This window comes from Helicobacter valdiviensis (assembly GCF_003245365.1).
Classification (GTDB): domain Bacteria; phylum Campylobacterota; class Campylobacteria; order Campylobacterales; family Helicobacteraceae; genus Helicobacter_D; species Helicobacter_D valdiviensis.
The window spans coordinates 33266-52212 of sequence record NZ_NBIU01000004.1 but is presented as its reverse complement, the minus strand read 5'-3'; the positions used below and the strand labels follow the sequence as shown (position 1 = coordinate 52212).

Annotated in this window: 17 protein-coding genes and 1 tRNA gene; 12 read left to right on the top strand and 6 right to left on the bottom strand. The window is 31.4% G+C overall.

What is annotated here, in order from left to right:
- Window positions 1–300 precede the first annotated feature (300 nt).
- Both B6S12_RS02415 and B6S12_RS02410 read left to right on the top strand, forming a co-directional pair.
- Window positions 301–1506 (top strand): hypothetical protein, encoded by a 1206-nt coding sequence (locus tag B6S12_RS02415; RefSeq protein WP_111229232.1) that lies wholly within the window; start codon window positions 301–303, stop codon window positions 1504–1506.
- On the top strand, window positions 1506–2999 hold the full coding sequence (locus B6S12_RS02410; protein ID WP_111229231.1) for a hypothetical protein: 1494 nt from the start codon (window positions 1506–1508) through the stop codon (window positions 2997–2999). The genes B6S12_RS02415 and B6S12_RS02410 overlap by 1 nt, the downstream gene beginning before the upstream one ends.
- Here B6S12_RS02410 and B6S12_RS02405 read toward each other — a convergent pair.
- From B6S12_RS02405 to B6S12_RS02395, 3 genes are all read right to left on the bottom strand, one after another.
- Window positions 2996–4285: an adenosylmethionine--8-amino-7-oxononanoate transaminase gene (locus B6S12_RS02405; protein WP_111229230.1), complete on the bottom strand. Its 1290-nt coding sequence runs from the start codon at window positions 4283–4285 to the stop codon at window positions 2996–2998. The two genes, B6S12_RS02410 and B6S12_RS02405, sit on opposite strands and share 4 nt — an antisense overlap.
- Before the next feature lie 18 nt (window positions 4286–4303).
- Window positions 4304–5689: a cation:dicarboxylate symporter family transporter gene (locus tag B6S12_RS02400; protein ID WP_425454651.1), complete on the bottom strand. Its 1386-nt coding sequence runs from the start codon at window positions 5687–5689 to the stop codon at window positions 4304–4306.
- Window positions 5690–5828: 139 nt separating this feature from the next.
- Window positions 5829–5919 (bottom strand) — tRNA-Ser (locus B6S12_RS02395).
- A 134-nt stretch (window positions 5920–6053) separates the two neighbouring features.
- Between B6S12_RS02395 and B6S12_RS02390 the strand changes: the two genes are divergently transcribed.
- The 9 genes from B6S12_RS02390 to trpB all read left to right on the top strand — a co-directional run bounded on the left by B6S12_RS02390 (window position 6054) and on the right by trpB (window position 15181).
- Window positions 6054–6470 carry a hypothetical protein gene (locus B6S12_RS02390; protein WP_111229228.1) on the top strand — a complete coding sequence of 139 codons (417 nt, stop codon included), beginning with the start codon at window positions 6054–6056 and terminating at the stop codon, window positions 6468–6470.
- Window positions 6471–6553: 83 nt separating this feature from the next.
- On the top strand, window positions 6554–7267 hold the full coding sequence (gene pyrH / locus B6S12_RS02385) for a UMP kinase (protein ID WP_111229227.1): 714 nt from the start codon (window positions 6554–6556) through the stop codon (window positions 7265–7267).
- Window positions 7268–7285: 18 nt separating this feature from the next.
- Complete coding sequence (locus B6S12_RS02380; protein ID WP_111229226.1) at window positions 7286–7501, top strand: DNA-directed RNA polymerase subunit omega; 216 nt, start codon at window positions 7286–7288, stop codon at window positions 7499–7501.
- A 31-nt stretch (window positions 7502–7532) separates the two neighbouring features.
- Window positions 7533–9680, top strand: coding sequence for a RelA/SpoT family protein (locus B6S12_RS02375; protein WP_111229225.1), 2148 nt, complete (start codon window positions 7533–7535; stop codon window positions 9678–9680).
- Between the two features lie 9 nt (window positions 9681–9689).
- Complete coding sequence (gene tyrS, locus B6S12_RS02370; RefSeq protein WP_111229224.1) at window positions 9690–10904, top strand: tyrosine--tRNA ligase; 1215 nt, start codon at window positions 9690–9692, stop codon at window positions 10902–10904.
- A gap of 9 nt (window positions 10905–10913) precedes the next feature.
- Window positions 10914–12005, top strand: a complete 1092-nt coding sequence (locus tag B6S12_RS02365; protein ID WP_111229223.1) for a nitronate monooxygenase — start codon at window positions 10914–10916, stop codon at window positions 12003–12005.
- Window positions 12002–13114, top strand: a complete 1113-nt coding sequence (locus B6S12_RS02360) for an N-acetylmuramoyl-L-alanine amidase family protein (RefSeq protein ID WP_111229222.1) — start codon at window positions 12002–12004, stop codon at window positions 13112–13114. The genes B6S12_RS02365 and B6S12_RS02360 overlap by 4 nt, the downstream gene beginning before the upstream one ends.
- A 15-nt stretch (window positions 13115–13129) precedes the next feature.
- Complete coding sequence (locus tag B6S12_RS02355; RefSeq protein WP_111229221.1) at window positions 13130–13963, top strand: hypothetical protein; 834 nt, start codon at window positions 13130–13132, stop codon at window positions 13961–13963.
- Between the two features lie 12 nt (window positions 13964–13975).
- Window positions 13976–15181: a tryptophan synthase subunit beta gene (gene trpB, locus B6S12_RS02350; protein WP_111229220.1), complete on the top strand. Its 1206-nt coding sequence runs from the start codon at window positions 13976–13978 to the stop codon at window positions 15179–15181.
- Between the two features lie 868 nt (window positions 15182–16049).
- Here trpB and B6S12_RS02340 read toward each other — a convergent pair.
- From B6S12_RS02340 to maf, 3 genes are read right to left on the bottom strand one after another with little or no spacing between them, the layout of a single operon-like run.
- Window positions 16050–17009, bottom strand: a complete 960-nt coding sequence (locus B6S12_RS02340) for an NAD(P)-binding domain-containing protein (protein ID WP_111229219.1) — start codon at window positions 17007–17009, stop codon at window positions 16050–16052.
- On the bottom strand, window positions 17006–17203 hold the full coding sequence (gene ccoS / locus B6S12_RS02335; RefSeq protein WP_111229218.1) for a cbb3-type cytochrome oxidase assembly protein CcoS: 198 nt from the start codon (window positions 17201–17203) through the stop codon (window positions 17006–17008). Before ccoS ends, B6S12_RS02340 begins: the two co-directional genes overlap by 4 nt.
- 9 nt (window positions 17204–17212) lie before the next feature.
- Window positions 17213–17755, bottom strand: a complete 543-nt coding sequence (gene maf, locus B6S12_RS02330) for a septum formation inhibitor Maf (protein ID WP_111229217.1) — start codon at window positions 17753–17755, stop codon at window positions 17213–17215.
- 270 nt (window positions 17756–18025) lie between these two features.
- On the opposite strand from maf, the gene B6S12_RS02325 reads away from it, so the two are divergent.
- Window positions 18026–18946 carry a methylenetetrahydrofolate reductase gene (locus B6S12_RS02325; RefSeq protein ID WP_111229216.1) on the top strand — a complete coding sequence of 307 codons (921 nt, stop codon included), beginning with the start codon at window positions 18026–18028 and terminating at the stop codon, window positions 18944–18946.
- Window position 18947: the final 1 nt, after the last annotated feature.

Below are 18947 nucleotides of genomic sequence, written 5' to 3'. Positions count from 1 at the left end.
GTAAGAGTATGGTAGTCTATTCTCTCCCACTGCGAATAAGCAATGGCTAAGAAGGCAGTTCTACATTATCATAGCAAGCAGTGGAACGACTTGCATGGTAGCCTAAAGAGAGAATAATTAAGACTTCAAACTTTTATAGAAAGCCACAGCGGACAAGTCTGTTTTATAATGATAAAATTATAACTAAATGTAACTAAATGTAAAAACCCCTCTTGCAAATTTTGTAGATTTTATAAAAAAATAATTATTTTTGCCGATATAATGAATATGTAAAATAAATTTAATACAAAAGGAGGAAGGGTGAAAATTTTTAGGGTATTAGCAACTTTTTTGCTAGTGGGGAGTGTTTTAGCATTTAGTAGTGAAGTAAAAGTGGGTGAAAATATAAAAGGTAAAGAAGCAGTAGAAAAAATAAAAAACACCTCAAAAGATTTAAAGCCTACTCTTAAAGTTTCAAAAGCTAAGGAATTAAAATCTGCCATAGGGGGACAATATCCATTTAGCACATTTGAAATTGATACAACTAAAGAATCTTTGTTGGCTTTAAAAGATGCAAGTGGAAATCCTATTGTTTATATTGCATATACAAATAATGAAATTGTCAATACAGGAGATAAAATAGCCATTATAGACGCATTGCAAACAGAAGCAAAAAACTTCTATATCCAAGAATGGAATAGCCAAACTCAAAAGCTAGAAGGTAGAAATGTAAATGCTTATGAATATTATAATGGAGGGCATAATTTTAATGCAGCTTATACGCAATGGGGTAGGCCTCATAGCAATAGTTTTGGAATGTGGGTTAAATTTACAAATTATCCTAAAGAACCCGTTACAATTTTTTCAAGAGATGAGAATATAGAAAGTGTAAAGGGTTATAGAACCGATTATTTTCACTTTAGACTTTTATCTAGTGGATTGCTTTCAATCTCTTCAAAAATTACAGATTATTCTGTAGATGTGATAACTACCAAAAAGCCTATTCCACTTAATAAATGGGTATATATCCAAGCTACTCAAGAAATGCTAAATTATCAAATAGGTTGGAAAGCTCAAGATGGTAGCGATGAAGAGCTAGTAAGTGATACATTTGTAAAAGATACTTTAGAGATGAAAGATGAAGATCAAAATTTACCAAATTCAAAGTATAGTATCCAAAGAAATAGATTATTTGATTTAGACAGTATTAGGCTTTATTGCCAAAACAATCCAAATAATGTTGCTTTGCAAGAAGCTTTTTATAATCCAGAAGTTAAAATGTTTGAGCTTATGAATAATTATAATGCAAAAGAAAAATTACTTTCTTTTGCTTATTATAGACATGCAGATAAGGAGAATCAGCCAATATTTTATTCTATTGAAGTTTTGGCAGTCGAGGCTTACAATTTATTGGCTACTGGCAAATCAGATATTGTTAGCTATGAAGACTTTGATATTTATTATGATGAAAATACACTTAACATCATTGTTATAGATTTTAGAAATCACAGAAGGGGAGCTTGGTAATGGAAATTGGGAATCTAAAACTTTCTGCTCTTGGCTTAAATACGATAGAGAATATTAATAATAAAGTTTCTAATATTTCTTCTTTGAGTATCCCAGAAGATTTAAATGAGTTTAGTCATAAAGCTAAGTTGTATCAAAAGGTTCAAGGAATTTTAAGCAATGGTTATTTAGATAATGAAAAACGCAATTATTTTAGTCGCTACAATAATACACCTAAAGAAGGCATTGTTAGTGTTGATAATCCCTTAGGGGGTTATTTAAGCCAAAAAGGCAAAGACAAATACCTTGAAACCTCTATTGGTAAAGTAGAAGTCTTTTTAGATTTAGAAGATGATAATGATAAATATGGAGTAGGTGGTGTAAGCTATATGGGAGAGCTTATTAATTTAGATATTAATCAAGATGGATTTTTAGATTCTAGTGATAAATACTTTGATAAGCTAAAAATAAAAGGTGTCAATAAAGATGGAGAAGAATTTATCTATAAGCTTAGTGATGTTTATAGTTCTCTTGATTTATCAGAGTTTGTCATTACACAAAAAGATATTAACAAAGAAGATAAATGGAAAATACAATCAGGCACTAGCCTTTTTAGAGCAGAAGAAAGCTATCAGAAAGTAAAAGAAGAAGATATTAAAAAACTCTTTAAAACATATGGTGATGAAAAAGGTTATATTGATTTAACAAAAACCTATAAAGACAAATATGGAAATGAACAATATGTAAATGCAGAGCTTATGAATAATTTTAACTTTGCATTTATGGATAAGGCATTAAGTGGAGTAGAAAGATTAGAGCGATTTTCTATGGTAGGCACTACTAATAAAGAAGCAAAAGAAAGCTTATTAGGAAAGCACCCAGCATATGCCACAGCAGGAAATATCCAAAATCGTTTTAATCTAATGTATGAGGAATATTATTCTAATAAAGGCAAACTCGCCATTGAACGCGAATTCCAAGTAATTAGTGGTATGGCATTTAGTGAGAATAAATTTAAAGAAATCTATGAGGGGATTAACAATCCACAAACTATGCAAAAATACATAGAAGCACTAGATGGGGGATTAGATTCTGTAAATGGATTACAACTTAATAAAGATGGCTCTATCACTTTACACTTTATCTCAGGAAAGACACAACATATTAGTGAGCTTTATTCTAGTAATGGAGAATTTAATCTAACCAATAAAAACCAAAGAGCTTCTATGATGAGTGAAGCAGTTAGTATGGAAGAAGAAGATTTAAATAAGCTAGACTTTAAAGAAATAGGAATAGAACAAAATGGCTCTATCATCTCTTTAGCAGATTTAGGAGTGAAATTTATCCAAAAAGAAATCTTTAGTAATGGCAAAAGTGCCTTTATTTTAAATAAATATGATGGTTCTACAATCACCGTAAATAATCTTTATAAAATTAGGAATTTAGATAATTTAGAAAAATTACATTTTAAAGAAGAAGATAAGCTAAGGCCTAAATATGAGTGGGAGTTTTAAGCAAAAGTGCTTAAAATCTCTTTGAGCGTATTAGCAATATGGCTAATTTGTTCTTTTGTGATAATATAAGGAGGCATTAGATAGATGGTATTGCCTAAAGGGCGGAGTAATAATCCTCTTTTAAGTCCTGCATTAAAGACTTCTAGTCCTTTTCGCACATTATCAAATCCTTCTAAATCAAAGGCAAAAACCATTCCGCAAATTCTCATATTTTTAACAAAGCTAAAACGCCTAAGTTCCTGCATACTTTCCCAAATATATTCGCTTGTTTTTTTGTTATTAGTGATGACATCTTCTTTACTAAACAAATCCAAAACCGCATTTGCACAAGCACAAGCAAGGGCATTTCCAGTATAAGAGTGAGAATGCAAAAAGGCTCTATGCTCTTCATAAGGTGCGTAAAAAAGGTTATAAATCTCCTCCCCTACAACCACAACAGATAAAGGCAAATATCCTCCACTAATTCCCTTGCTTAAGCAAAGAAAGTCAGGCACAACTCCACACTGCTCGTATGCAAACATACTTCCTGTGCGTCCAAATCCCACAGCAATTTCATCAAAAATCACATAAATTCCATTTTCTTGACAAAGTTTTGTGGCTTCATAAACAAAATTTGCACTATACATATTCATATTTCCAGCACATTGGATTAGCGGCTCTAGTATAAATGCCACAATTTCATCTTTATGGGATTTAATAATTTCTCTTAGGGAACTTAAAGATTCTTCAAAATCTTCCCCTTTTGGTTCTTTAACTTTTAGGGTTTGGAGTAAAATGGGTTCATAAACTTCTTTATAAATGCCTACATCGCCTACGCTCAATGCTCCTATTGTTTCTCCATGGTAGGCATTTTCCAAAGAGAGAAATTTATTTCCTTTTTTGCCTTGATATACACAAGAAGCATAAGCCATTTTTAAAGCCACTTCAATCGCACTTGAGCCATTGTCTGCATAAAAGCATTTGCTAAGCTTAGAATCTAGCAAATTTATAAGGCGTGATGAAAGCTCAATAATAGGTTTATGAGTAAAACCTGCAAAGATTATATGCTCTAGTTTGTCAATTTGTTCTTTTAGTTTTTGATTGATATAAGGGTGGGAATGCCCAAAAATATTTACCCACCATGAAGAAATACAATCTAAATATTTATTCCCATCAAAATCATACAAATACATTCCATTAGCTCGTTCTATGGGGATAAGAGGGATTTTTTCTAAATGATCGTGCATTTGCGTGCAAGGATGCCAAATATATTTTAAATCTTCTAAGATGAGTGCATTATTTTGCATATTTTTCCCTTTTAAAATTTATGAATTATATATTTCTTTATTAAGAAGTTTTAGATTTTTATCTGTGCAAAGAGCAGCACTCATCGCACCAGAAACATTGCTAGCAGTGCGTGCCATATCAATGATGGGATCAATGGCTAAAATAAGCGTTAAAAGCCCAAAATATTCTCCAAAACCAATACCAGTAAGCATAATAGAAGCCGCCATCGTAGCACTTCCAGGAACTCCTGCAATCCCAATAGAGCCTAAAACTGCAATTAAAACTACCATTACAATAAAATTAAAATCAATCGGAGCTCCAATACTATAAGCAATAAATACAGCAGCAAGTGCAGGGAAATATCCAGCACAGCCATTTAATCCCATAGTGGTGCCAATAGAGGGAACAAAGTTTGCAACACTAGAACTTACACCAAATTTATTTTGCAAAGTTGTGATATTAAGCGGAAGTGTGCCAACAGAAGATCTTGAGCTAAAGGCAAATAGCCAGACAGGAAAGGCTTTTTTAGCATAAGTAATAGGATTTAATCCTGCACTTAAAAGCATTAAAAAATGCACTAAAAACATAATTAACATACAAAGATAAATAAGCCCTATAAAAAGTCCAGCAGTTTTAATTGCAGAAAATCCATTAGAAATAAGAACATTTGCTATCATACATACGACAGCATAAGGCATTAAACTCATAATAAAATCTGCAATATTCATAATAATTTGATAGAGTGCATTTATCATTTTGCTAAATATTTGGTGGGATTCTTGTAGATTTTCTTGTTTGTGTAAAGCTCTAGCACCAAATCCAATAAAGAAAGCAAAAATCACCACAGCAATAATATTATCCTTACTCATAGAATCAATAATATTGCTAGGAATTAAACCTAGAAAGATTTGTGTAATATTTGCTACTTCTCTAATTTCTCTCCCTTGAATAGAAGAGTTAAAGAAAGCACCTACTTCAAAATACCAGCCTAAAAACACTCCTATACTTGCAGCAATTGCTGTGCTTAATAATAGCCAAAAGATAGAGTAGCTAAGAAGTGAAGAGATTTTAATATCTTTTCCTATATCCATAATGACTTTAATAATAGAAATGCTAATAAGTGGTATCACAAGCATTTTAATAAGTCCAATAAAAGCAGAATTTATAAATGCAAGCCAAGTTTGGAATTCTACAAGCCAAGAGATACTTTTAATCTCTTCTTTTGTGGGGTAGTGGCAAAAATATTGGATTAAAAAACCAAGCACCAAGCCTATAAGTAGCGAAAAAAGCATACGCATAGAAAAATTAACACCCGCTTTTTTCATTTTATAAATCGCATAAAAAATTATTCCAAGCATTGCTAGGCTTAGCCATGTTTGCCAAGAGGAAAGTAATAAGAAATTATGAAGAAAGTTATTCATTATTTTACCTTAGGAAATTAAATATTTAAAATTTGAAAAGCTAAATCTAGCAAAAAAACTTTTAAAAATATCTTGTTTATTGAGGGGGAATAAAAATTTTATTGAAAATTTTAGATTTTTTAAAATAAAGTATAAAATGAAGTGGCGGACAGAGAGAGATTCGAACTCTCGGTAATCTTGCGACTACGCATCCTTAGCAGGGATGTGGTTTCAGCCAACTCACCCATCTGTCCATTCTGTGAAGCAGAAAGATGGAATTATACTTATCTAAACTTAAAAAATATCTTAATTTTTGAAATTTTAAATTGCATTTTTGCAAACTTTAAAGTAAAATGGTGTTTAAAATCAAGAATGGGTGTAAAGATTTATGTATTTTAGAATTTTTTTGTGTGTTTTTGGCTTATTTTTTAGTGCTTGTTTTGATGGAGACACAAAGTCCAAAATTGAAGAAAAACAAAAACAAATACCTAAAAAAGAAGATAATATTACACAAGAAGATTTAGAACAAAATCTTTTAAAAAATAAGCTTAAAGAAGAACAAAAGATAAGATTGGAAGAATTAAGCCAAGAATTGCATAATAAACAAAAAATAGAGAATATTAAAAGTAGTCCTTATGGCGAGGGGTTAAAAAAACATACAGAATTTTTTGAAAATTTCTATCACCGTAAGGATTTACCCAAAAATGCTACAAAAAATAATCCGCAAAATTTCCTAGATAAAGCCTATGAACATCAAAAAACACAGATTGAGCGTTTAAGAAAAGAACAAGATCGGGTTAATTAATTGCTTTTACTTATTCGTAAGTAATTTTTAAATATAATAAGCAGTTTTTTATAAAAATTAATTAAATAAGGTTAATATCAATAATGTCAAAACGAGTTTTAGTAAAATTTTCTGGTGAAGCGCTTGCAGGGAAGACTGGCTTTGGGATAGAGAGTGAGATACTAAATTACATTGCTTTAGAGCTTAAGTCTTTAGTGGATAATGGAATTGAAGTAGGAATTGTAATAGGTGGCGGAAATTTTATCCGTGGAGTTTCTGCATCAGAAGGAGGGCTTATCCGTAGGACAAGTGGAGATTATATGGGGATGCTTGCTACTGTGATTAATGGAGTGGCTATGCAAGAGGCATTAGAGCATCATGGACTTGATGTTAGAGTGCAAAGTGCCTTAGAGATTAAAGAGGTATGTGAAACTTATATCTATAGAAGAGCAGTGAGGCATTTTGAAAAAGGGCGTGTGGTGATTTTTGTTGCAGGAACAGGGAATCCTTTCTTTACAACTGATACTGCTGCTACTTTGCGTGCTGTGGAAATTGAAGCGCAAATGATTATTAAAGCTACAAAGGTAGATGGGGTTTATGATAAAGATCCTTGCAAATTTGAAGATGCAAAGATGTTAGGCAAGATTAGCTATGATCAAGCCTTAAAAGATAATATTAAAGTGATGGATGATACAGCCATTGCATTAGCAAAAGATAATGCACTTCCTATTGTGGTTTGCAATATGTTTAAAGCAGGAAATCTTTTAAAAATCATTCAAGAAGAAAAAGATGCTATTTATTCAATGGTATCTAATTAATTAAATTAAGGAGTAAAAATGAGAACAGAAGAAATTGCATCTAAGGCATTAGAAAAGGTTAATTTTGATAGATATTTATTGTCTAATATTCTTTTTGCAAGAATTGATGAGCTAAGTCGTGGAGCTAAACCACTAGTGAATAAAGATGTAAAAATTCATAAACTTTCTGATATTGCACTTTTGGAAGTTGCAGAAGGAAAGATTGGTTTAGAAAGAATAGAAGAACAAAAATAATTTTTGTGTAAAAAATAAAGAGGGTAGTTGTTTGGAGTTTTTTTTAAAAGTTGCACAAATTAATAATTCACAAAAAGCTTTAGAGCTTTTGTGTGGAATGATAGAAATCACTCCAAATATACAAAATGCTATTGATTTTGCCACTAGAGCACATCAAAATCAAAAAAGGAGAAGCGGAGAGCCTTATATTGTGCATCCATTACTCGTTTCTTGCATAGTTGCTTATTTTGGTGGTGATGAAGTTATGGTATGTGCGGCACTTTTGCATGATGTAGTGGAAGATACTGATTATACTTTAGAAGATGTGCGGAGAGATTATGGGGAAGATGTCGCTTCTTTGGTAGATGGACTTACAAAAATTGTTGCAATTAGGGCTGAAGAGTTACCTTCTTCTTATTCTAATGAAAAGTTGGTTGTTGCAGCACTTAGCTTTAGAAAAATGCTTATTACTTCTGTGAAGGATGTGCGTGTTTTAGTGGTAAAGTTGTGTGATAGAATGCATAATATGCTAACTTTAGACGCACTTCCTCCTAATAAGCAGCGAAGAATTTCTGAAGAAACACTTGTGGTTTATGCACCTATTGCACATAGACTTGGTATTTCTTCTTTGAAAAATGAGCTTGAAGATAGAAGTTTTTATTATATTTTTCCTAATGAATATAGAAAGATTAATGATTATTTTGCAAGCCATAAGCAAACTATACAATTAAAGTTAAATGCTTTTATACAAAAACTTAAAAAAAGTCTTATACAAGGAGGTATTCCTGAAAAAGATTTTACACTAGCAAGCAGAATAAAAAGGCATTATTCTATCTATCTTAAAATGCAAAGAAAAGGCATATCCATTGATGAAGTCTTGGATTTGTTAGCAGTTAGAGTAATTGTAAAAAGTGATTTAGATTGTTATAAAGCTTTAGGGATTTTGCATTTACAATTTAAACCCATTATGTCGCGTTTTAAAGATTATATTGCATTACCAAAAGAAAATGGATACCAAACAATCCATAGCACGCTTTTTGATGATTCTGCTATTTTTGAAGTCCAAATTAGAACAGAAGATATGCATAAAAGTGCAGAATATGGAATAGCAGCCCATTGGAAATATAAAACGGGTGGAAATAGCGGTCCTAGCCTTGATTGGCTCAATAAATTGCAATTTAAAAATAATTCTGCAGAGGAGTTTTATGAACTTGTAAAAAATGACTTATACCGCGAAGATATTGTTGTTTTTTCACCAGAGGGGGATAATTATTCGCTTCCTATTGGAGCTGTGGTGCTAGATTTTGCTTATGCGGTGCATACTGATGTAGGAAATCGTGCTAAAGAAGCTTATGTAAATAATCAAAAAACTTCTTTATTGACTACTCTAAAAAGCGGAGATATTGTTAAAATTATTAAGGCAAAAGATCCAATTTTGCGATGCTCTTGGATGGATGCTGTTAAAACTTCAAGAGCAAAAAGCCAAATTAAAAGTAATTGTGCTTCAAGAATTAAAGAGATTGAACGCTTAAGCACAATTAATATTATGGCAACAATTTTTGGCAAGAGTGCAGAAGAAATTGATAATTTTGTAAAATCTAATGGTATGGATGATAGCATTTATAAAGCTGCAAAAGATATCACTTTTTTAAAAGATATTAAAAACCGTATTAAAAACCACTATCGCCAAAATGCAGGATTTTTGGAGCAGATTAAAATTAGAATTTTGAAGCTTAAAGAATTGCATTTTGATAATTTGGTGATTCATACTAACCATACGATCAATCAAGCAGTATTTGATTATTGTTGTCATCCAAAATTTGGTGATGAAATTATTGCTTTTAAAAGTGGTTCTAAAGCTTTTGTGCATCATAAGCTTTGTGATAGAGCATATTTGGAAATCCAAAAAGGCGTAAAAATGCTTTATGTGGATTGGCTTCCTGATAAGCTACATATTTATAAGCTTATTGTAGCACTAGAAAATCAAAAGGGTGTTTTGGCAAATTTCTTGCAATTTTTAGCAAAGCGTGATATTAATGTTTTGGGTGTGGAACTTGGATCGCAAAAAAATACCTATATGACACATTGTGAGTTACGGTTTGAAACGAATATTAATGATGTTAAGGAAATTAGGACATTACTAGGTAACCATTATAAGATTGTTGATATTTATGCGCTAAAAGATGCGTATGCAAATTAAGGAGTAAAAATGAGTATAGAAACACAAATAAAACAAGCATTAGAAGAGATTAAAAGAGGCACACAAGAAATTATTGGCTTAGATTATATTGAAAAATTAGTGAGCGATTATTTTAAAGAGGGTAAAACCTATACAATAAAAGCAGGTTTTGATCCTACAGCTCCAGATTTACATCTAGGACATACGGTTCTTTTGCAAAAACTTGCAACTTTTCAAAAATATGGTGCAAAAGTTTATTTTTTAATTGGTGATTTTACAGGAATGATAGGGGATCCTTCGGGCAAAAGTGAGACAAGAAAACCTTTAAGCCGTGAGCAAGTTTTAATCAATGCTAAAACTTATGAAGAGCAGGTTTATAAAGTGCTAGATTCTTCTAAAATGGAGATCGTTTTTAATTCAAAATGGCTTAATGAATTAGGAACTCGTGGAATGATAGAGCTTTCTGCTAAGTTTTCAGTAGCTAGAATGCTAGAACGCGATGATTTTGAAAAGCGTTTTAAATCTCAAAGTCCTATTAGTATTGTAGAATTCTTCTATCCATTGTTGCAAGGCTATGATTCTGTTGCATTAAATTGCGATATTGAATTTGGAGGAACAGATCAAAAATTTAATCTGCTAATGGGTAGGCATTTACAAAGAGCTTATGGGCTTAGCAAAGAGCAGTCAGTTGTAATGGTTCCACTCTTAGAAGGCTTAGATGGAGTGCATAAGATGAGTAAGAGTTTGGGAAATTATGTAGGTATCACTCAAGAGCCTAAAGAAATGTTTGGAAGATTGTTAAGTATTTCAGATACACTTATGTGGCGTTATTATGAGCTTTTAAGCACAAAAAGTTTGCAAGAAATTGAAGAATTAAAAGAGGGAGTGCAAAAGGGTAGCTTACACCCTAAGAAAGTTAAAGAAAATTTAGCATTAGAAATTATTACGCGTTATTATAATGAAGAAATAGCTAAAGCAGCTCAAGAAGAGTTTATTAAGGTGTTTTCTAAAGATGAGTTGCCAAGTGATATGCCAAGTTTCAAAGCTCAAAGTGGAATTTGGATTGCACAGCTTTTAAAAGATTGTGCATTATGTGTTTCTACTTCGGAAGCTTTAAGGGCGATTAAGCAAGGTGGCGTTAAACTTAATGGAGAAAAGGTGCAAGATGAAAAAAGCACTCTCCAAAATGGCGAATATGTCGTGCAAGTTGGCAAAAGAAAATTTGCAAAAATTATCATTGATTAAAGGAAATGTATGGCACTTGAATTAAAACCATTAAAAATCGGAAAATACACGCTTCCTATACCTATTTTTCAAGGTGGAATGGGTGTTGGGATTAGTTGGGATAGACTTGCAGGAAGTGTATCTAAAACGGGTGCTATGGGGATTATCTCTTGTGTTGGGACAGGTTATTATAAAAATAGTGCTTTTATCCAAAAGACTATCAAGCACCGTCCTTTTGATACTATTAATTTTTATTCCAAAGAATCCTTATTTGAAATCTTTAAAAATGCAAGAAAAATTTGCGGACAAAATCCACTGGGGGCAAATATTCTTTATGCAATTAACGAATATGGAAGAGTAGTAAGAGATGCTTGTGAGGCAGGTGCAAATATGATTATTACAGGTGCAGGATTGCCTACAAATATGCCAGAATTTACAAATAATTTTCCCAATGTTGCATTAATACCTATTGTTTCTTCTGCTAAGGCTTTGAAGATTTTATGTAAGCGTTGGGAAGGAAGATATAAAAGAATTCCTGATGCAGTAATTGTAGAAGGACCTCTTAGTGGAGGACATCAAGGGGTGAGTTATGAAGATTGTTTTAAAAAAGAGCATCAATTAGAAGCTATTGTTCCACAAGTTGTAGAAGAGGCTAAAAAATGGGGAGATATGCCAATTATTGCAGCTGGTGGGATTTGGGATAGAGATGATATTGATAGAATTATGGCTTTGGGTGCTAGTGGAGTGCAGATGGGAACTCGTTTTTTAGGTGCTAGAGAGTGTGATGCAACTTACTATAATGAACTTATGCCTAAAATCAAAAAAGAAGATATTGAGCTTATCAAATCTCCTGTGGGTTATCCAGCAAGAGCAATTGTTACAGGTGTGATTAAAGCTTTAAGAGAGGGTAGGGCACCAAAAATTGCATGTGTGAGTAATTGTGTGGCACCTTGCCATAGAGGACAAGAGGCGAAGAAAGTTGGGTATTGTATTGCTGATGGATTAGGAGATGGTTATTTGGGAGATAAAGAGAATGGTTTGTATTTTACAGGAGCAAATGGATATAGAATTGATAAAATTGTAAGTGTGCAAGAAATTATTGATGAGCTAACCAGAAAATGAAATTTTTAGTTTTTTTGTGTCTTTTTAGTCTCTTATCATTTGCAGATGTAAAAATAGTTTCTACTAAACAAATACAAAATGGAGTTCTTTTAAATTTTAACCAAAACATTGCAGAAGAGAATTTTAAAAGTTTTGTTTTGGGTGGTGATAAAGAATTTCGTTATGTTTATGATGTGAATGCAGAGCTTTTAGGAAGTGCAAAAAACTTTAAATTTCAAGAAAATATTCAAATTAAAATTGCGCAAAATTCTAAAGATAAAGTAAGGATTGTAATTTCTAGCAATAAGAAACTAAAGATTACTCTAGAAGCTTCTAAAAAACAAGCAAGTTTTGCTATTTTAAATGCTAAAAGTGTTAAAAATACTCCTTCCATTGCTTCTTTGTTTGAAACTCCTAAGAGAACTACAAATCTTCAAAATACGCAAACAAGTATTAAAAGAAAAGTGGTTGTGATTGATCCTGGGCATGGGGGTAAAGATTGTGGTGCTGTGGGTGTTAGTAAGGTATGCGAAAAAAAGATTGTGCTAAATATCGGAAAGCATTTAAGAGATGAGCTTAAAAGACGCGGATATTTGGTCTATATGACAAGAGATAAGGATAAATTTATAAGCTTACGAGATAGGACGAAATTTGCTAACCAAAAAGAAGCAGATTTGTTTGTGTCTATCCATGCAAATGCGGTTGCAGAAAATAAAGAAAAATTGCAAGGCATAGAGAGTTATTTTCTCTCCACGGCTAGAAGTGAGCGTGCTAAAAAAGTGGCAGCATTGGAAAATAAAGATGATACTGAAGTGATGACTTATTTTTCTAGACAGTCTTTTTTAAACACTCTTAATACACAAAAAATTATCGCTTCTAATCGTCTTGCTATTGATGTGCAATATGGAATGTTACAAAATTTGAAGCCTAAATATAAAATTACAGATGGGGGAGTTAGAGAAGGACCTTTTTGGGTGTTAGTAGGAGCTTTGATGCCTTCTATTTTGCTTGAAGTTGGTTATCTTACACATCCTAATGAGGGCAAGAGATTAAACCAAAATACTTTTCAAAAAGATATTGCACAAGGCATTGCAGATGGTATTGATGGGTATTTTGCTAAAAATCCATAATTTTGAGGCGGTTTTATGAAAAAAATTACATTTCCACAACTTATTTTTTCTTCTTTATTTTTTGTTTTTTCTCTTTTTACTATTTTAATGTTGCTTTTAGCAGGATTTGTGGGGGATTTTAAGCAAATGTTTAGGCTTGTTACACAGCCTAATGGAGTATATTTTAGTATTGAGGTGGTGTTAATAGCGGGAGGTATTGTAGTTAGTGCATTTCATCTTGTGAGGATTTTTGTATCGCATTTGCCAAAGATTTATAGCTTTGTGATTGGAGTGGCTCTAATTTTTTTCGTATTTTTTTTATATTATGAAATTTTTGTATTTTCTAGGACATACTTTAATGGATTTTCTTTAGAAGATTCGTTGAAATTGATGCAAGAAAGTGTGTTTTATAAAAGTAAGTATCAAATGGTGCTAGATTATGGAAGTTTTTTATTGTTAGTTATTTTTCCAAGTATTATTTATTATTTTAATCTCACTTTTGATAAAAATACGCAACTTGGTAGAATCTTGCATTTAACACAACCAAGCTTTAATATTATGATAGGTGCAATGTTTGCTTTTGGTATTTCTCCTTTTTTTAAAGGCGGAGTTTTAGGGTATGTAGATTTTACCCTTTTTGTTTTAGGATTTTTAATTTTAAGCTATTTTGTGTTTAAAAGAAGAAATTTTTTTAATTCTTATGAGTTTTTTAATTTTTTCTTGTTAATAATTTTAAGTATGATTATGCTTGGAGCCACTTATACAAATGTTGATGGAGAGGCTTATTTTGAAATAAGAAAAGCCTTTTATGCGCTTATATTATTTGGCTGGTGTAATTCTTGGATGATGAAATTAACAACAAAGATTTAAAAAGGAATTAAAATGCAAAATAAACCTTATTTGAAAGAGTTTCCTAATGAGGAAGGATTTTTTGGGAGATTTGGTGGTAGCTTTGTAGATGAAAAAATTAAAAAGGCAATGCAAGAGATTAGTGATTCTTATAATTTGATTGCACAAAATAGTGATTTTATTGCGGAATTGAGAAAGATTAGGGAACATTTTCAAGGGCGTCCTACTCCCATTTATTTTGCACACAATCTCACAAAAGCTTGTGGAGGAGCAGGGATTTATCTAAAACGCGAGGATTTAAACCATACAGGAGCACATAAGCTAAATCATTGTATGGGAGAGGCACTTTTGGCAAAATTTATGGGCAAAAAGAAGCTAATAGCAGAAACGGGTGCAGGACAGCATGGAGTTGCTTTGGCTACTGCGGCAGCTTATTTTGGGCTAGAATGTGAAATTTATATGGGCGAAGTGGATATTTTAAAAGAGCATCCTAATGTTGTGCGTATGAAAATTTTAGGAGCTAAAGTTATTCCAGTAACTCATGGAGCTAAAACTCTTAAAGAAGCAGTAGATAGTGCATTTGAAGCTTATTTAAAAGATATGGAAAATTCAATTTATGCAATAGGTTCTGTGGTGGGTCCTCATCCTTTTCCTAAAATGGTAAGAGATTTTCAGGCTATTGTTGGAATTGAGAGTAAAGAGCAGTTTTTGAAAATGAGCGGAGAATTGCCAGATGTTGTTGTGGCTTGTGTGGGGGGTGGTAGCAATGCAATGGGGATTTTTAGTGCATTTGTAGATGATCCTGTGGAGCTTGTGGGAGTTGAACCATTAGGTAAGGGAAATGGATTTGGAGAGCATGCAGCTAGTTTAAGTTATGGGGAAGAGGGGATTATGCATGGATTTAATTCTATTATGTTGAAAGATGATGGAGGAAATCCAGCACCTGTTTATAGTGTGGCAAGTGGGCTTGATTATCCTAGTGTAGGACCAGAACATGCTTATTTGCATAGCATAGGAAGGACAAAAGTAGCTACAATCTCTGATGAAGAAGCTATAGAAGCTTTTTTCAAGTTAAGTCGTCAAGAAGGAATTATACCTGCCATTGAATCAAGCCATGCACTAGCTTATGCACTAAAAATCGCTCCTCACTTAAAAGGGAGAAAAATCTTAGTAAATTTAAGTGGCAGAGGCGATAAGGATCTTGATTTTATTGTTGAAAAATACGGCTATGGAGAGTAATTCTCCTAGACATTAGGCTGTATTCTTCTTAGTTTTAGAGATAGAGGAGGTATTTAAATAGAATAGCTTTCTTAGAAATATCTAATAAAATCTCAAAAGCGATATTAATCACATAAAAAGTTCCAATTTTAATTTCTAAAAACTTGATGCAAAGTAAAATGTTTAGTGTTTTTATCCTAAATAAATCTTTAAAAGCTGTGTAGAGATTAGTTAATATGATACTATAACCAATATATTCTATCCTAAAATCTAAAAGTGTTTTTAGCGATTACATTTTTGCTTAATAATTTTAACTTTTAATATAACTTTCTTTTTAGATATCTCTTAATCGTATTTTAACTATCTTGTATATTAAAGTATGTAGTCTATGATTTTGTAACTTTTGGAGATAATTATACAAAAACTTGAATATTTTGATTGTTTTTTAAAGCTTCTATAAAAATACTTTTAAGATTAAAGCTGTTTTGATATTTAAAAACAAAATACCACTTTTAATTTTAAAATTTCATTTTAATAGATAGTTAAATTGTTTTTAGTTTTTAGCAAGCTTGTAAAAATTATGAATTTATAAATATGGACTATTTAGGAAAGATAGCTTATATAAGACTGCAACTTGGTATCAAATTTATTATTAGGATTATTTTATGATTATGGAGGAGAATAAGAGAATGTATAAATATTTTTACATTGTAGATATTAGCAATTTATAGGATTACAAAAAAGCTAAAGATAATAGGGGTTAGGTTTTAATTGGAGTGTAGAAGTTATAATGCAAATAATTAATGCTTTAAAGAATATTTGTGGTAAATAAGTGTGTATTTATAGGAAGATTTAGCTTGAAAGAAAGTTAAATTTAAGGCTTAAAGCCTTAAGAAAGTTTAGAATTAATCTCTTGAACAATGTGAAAACCATGGTTTAAGGCTGCTGCAATAGAACCTCCATTTTTATAGAGAATATCACCAGCAATATATATTTTTTCCACAGAGCTTTGATGGTTTTCATCAATCTTTGGCACACCGTGTTCATCAAGTTCTAGACCACATTTTTTAAGAAAATCTACGGGTGCCATACCACCAATAGCATAGATAATTCTATCAAATACACTAGAACTACCATCAGTAAAATTTACTTTAGGTTTTCCATTTTTATCTTCTAGGCTTTCAATATCTACGCCTAACTTTGGGGTAATTTTTCTAGAATCTATACAATTTTGTAGATTGTCTTTATTGATTTGATTGATTCTTGAAAACTCATTACGGCGGTAGTTTAGCGTAAGAGGATTGCTCTCACTTAAAACACAAGCATACTCTACAGCAGAGTTTCCACCCCCTACAACTAAAATATGTTCATTGGGTAAAACACTATTGGGGTTAAAATTTACTAAAGAGCGAATAGAAGAAGGAATAGGGTAAGAAGGCTTGTTAGGTTGCCCCATTTTACCAATGGATATAATAATAAATTTTGCTTTAATTTCTGTATTGTTGGTTGTATGGATAATAAAAAAATCCCCATCTTTTTTAATGGATTCCACTTCTGTTTGGAATTTTGCTTCAAAATAATTTTTTTGAATAATTTCATCAAAAAGATCTAGCGTGCTTTCTTTTGTTCCATCACAAAAATAGATATTTCCATTGAGCTCTATTTTTTGTCCTTTGTAATCTTTATCTACGCGTTTGTTATCCTTATAAAATTTTCTAATTGTTGTGGAATGTCCTTCGCCTTTTTCAAATAAAATCACATCTTTAATGCCTAAGATAACAGATTCTACAGCAGAAGCAATGCCTCCAGGCCCTCCTCCAATGATTGCAATATTATAAATTTTACTCATTTTGTATCCTTTTTATTAGGTTTTGCATTTGCAGCATGTTGTAAATCCTCAGGAGAATCAAATAAAACGCCTTGCATCATCTTTTTTTCATCATCAAATTGTCCGTTTTTTAGTCCCCATACAAATGCAATAAGTCCTAAAAGTCCAATAATGATTGAGGTAGCAAGCATAATAGCTACCATAGCGGTATTCAAATTAACTCCTTAAAGAAAAGTTTTTAGAACTTCAATGTTCAAACCTAGAGCATTAGTGCTAGAGCCTATTTGCCTTTTAATATAGCGAGAATGAAAGCCCTCACACATAATGCAACCTGCTTTATTTTTCCAAAGATTACTTGAAAGATAATCTTCTAAATCATTGTCTTGAAATTTTTCAAATTCATAGTAAGTTGCACTAATGTCAATAAAAAATTTACTTTGTGAGTGATAAATCATACAAGTTAGAATGCTAAGGCAATTACCACTTTGGGTTTGCAAAAATTCTCTTGCCTGGCTTAGATTTTTTGCTTTTCTTTGCAATTTGTTCTCCACCATAACCACGCTATCGGCTATTAAAAGAGGCAAGGAAAGCCCATAAGTATCAATTGCACTCTTGTGCTTTCCTAAGGTTGCATGATAAACAAAATCCTTAGGATTATCTATTTGTAAGCTCTCTTCATCAAAAAAATTATCACTTTGGATAAAAGGTATATTATTCATCTTTAAAAGATGACTTCTTATTTTGGAAGTAGAGCACAATCTAAGCATATTTCTAACTTTTGTATAAAATAAAACTACTAATTATACTATTTTTTTACTAACAAAACTTAAAACTTAAAGATTAAAAAGTGATTTTATATAAAAAATTATGTAACAAAATATGTTAAAAATTTAAAATTCAACTTGTATTTATAAAAATATTGATATTATTCTAAAATATTTTAAGATATTTTTTAAATATTTTACTAATGGAAGTAAAATATTAGGGTAAATTATGGATTTTGCAAGATAAAAAACTTGCAAATTTAAGGAAATATGATGAATAAAATAGAAAATTTTATTGAAATTTTAAAAAGTAAAGAAAAGTGTTATACTTATGAATTTTCTGTGCCGATTAGCTTTGATTTAGAGGAACATTTTACGCTTTTAAAAAAAAGCAAAATTTTAGATGTGATAGATGCGTTTGTTTGCACTGATTCTCCTTTGGCAAAACTAAAGCATAATTCACTTCTTGCAAGTTTGAAATTGCAAAATCATTTTAATATCCCTTCTATCACTACAATGGCAATGAGAGATAAGAATACTCTTGCTTTGCAAAGTGAGTTAATTGGTATGAATAGTCTTGATTTAAGGCTTGTTTTAGCACTAACAGGAGATCCTTTAAGGCATGGGAATCAAATCCAAGCAAGACCAGTTTTTGAAGGAAATAGCCAGTTGCTTTTAAAGATTATTTCACAGCTAAACTCCAAAAAGGATATTAATGGAAAGGAAATTTTTGGCGAGAATAAACCTATTTATGCTTTTAGTGTCTTGAATGCTTATGCAAATAATAAAGATAATCTTTATAAAAAAATGTATGAAAAGATTAAAAATGGAGCAAATGCGATTTTCACACAACCCGTTTATGATTTGCAAAATGCAAAAGAGTTATTAGAGTTTATTAATTCTATTAATAAGGAACTGAATAAAAATTGTATGTTAGTATTTGGTTTTTTCCCTATTACAACTTACAAGACAGCACTTTTTTTACACAATAAGCTTCCAGGAGTTTTTGTGCCACAAGATTGGCTTATAGAGTTAAAAGAAGCGCAAAATACATACAATGAAGAAAAAATTGGCATACAAAAAAGCAAAAAACTTTTTAAAGATTTAATGAAGCTTCATCCAAAAATTCATATTATGAGTGCAAATAAACTAGAAATAATTGAAAAAATATTGGGTGAATTATGCTACAATTAGC

Bases quoted from the DNA above. Each gene is read 5' to 3' on its own strand.
- B6S12_RS02405 (WP_111229230.1), bottom strand. From the start codon at position 4,285: ATGCAAAATAATGCACTCATCTTAGAAGATTTAAAATATATTTGGCAT.
- B6S12_RS02355 (WP_111229221.1), top strand. From the start codon at position 13,130: ATGAAAAAAATTACATTTCCACAACTTATTTTTTCTTCTTTATTTTTT.
- B6S12_RS02365 (WP_111229223.1), top strand. From the start codon at position 10,914: ATGGCACTTGAATTAAAACCATTAAAAATCGGAAAATACACGCTTCCT.
- tyrS (WP_111229224.1), top strand. From the start codon at position 9,690: ATGAGTATAGAAACACAAATAAAACAAGCATTAGAAGAGATTAAAAGA.
- pyrH (WP_111229227.1), top strand. From the start codon at position 6,554: ATGTCAAAACGAGTTTTAGTAAAATTTTCTGGTGAAGCGCTTGCAGGG.
- B6S12_RS02390 (WP_111229228.1), top strand. From the start codon at position 6,054: ATGTATTTTAGAATTTTTTTGTGTGTTTTTGGCTTATTTTTTAGTGCT.
- B6S12_RS02340 (WP_111229219.1), bottom strand. From the start codon at position 17,009: ATGAGTAAAATTTATAATATTGCAATCATTGGAGGAGGGCCTGGAGGC.
- trpB (WP_111229220.1), top strand. From the start codon at position 13,976: ATGCAAAATAAACCTTATTTGAAAGAGTTTCCTAATGAGGAAGGATTT.
- maf (WP_111229217.1), bottom strand. From the start codon at position 17,755: ATGCTTAGATTGTGCTCTACTTCCAAAATAAGAAGTCATCTTTTAAAG.
- B6S12_RS02410 (WP_111229231.1), top strand. From the start codon at position 1,506: ATGGAAATTGGGAATCTAAAACTTTCTGCTCTTGGCTTAAATACGATA.
- B6S12_RS02360 (WP_111229222.1), top strand. From the start codon at position 12,002: ATGAAATTTTTAGTTTTTTTGTGTCTTTTTAGTCTCTTATCATTTGCA.
- B6S12_RS02380 (WP_111229226.1), top strand. From the start codon at position 7,286: ATGAGAACAGAAGAAATTGCATCTAAGGCATTAGAAAAGGTTAATTTT.
- B6S12_RS02325 (WP_111229216.1), top strand. From the start codon at position 18,026: ATGAATAAAATAGAAAATTTTATTGAAATTTTAAAAAGTAAAGAAAAG.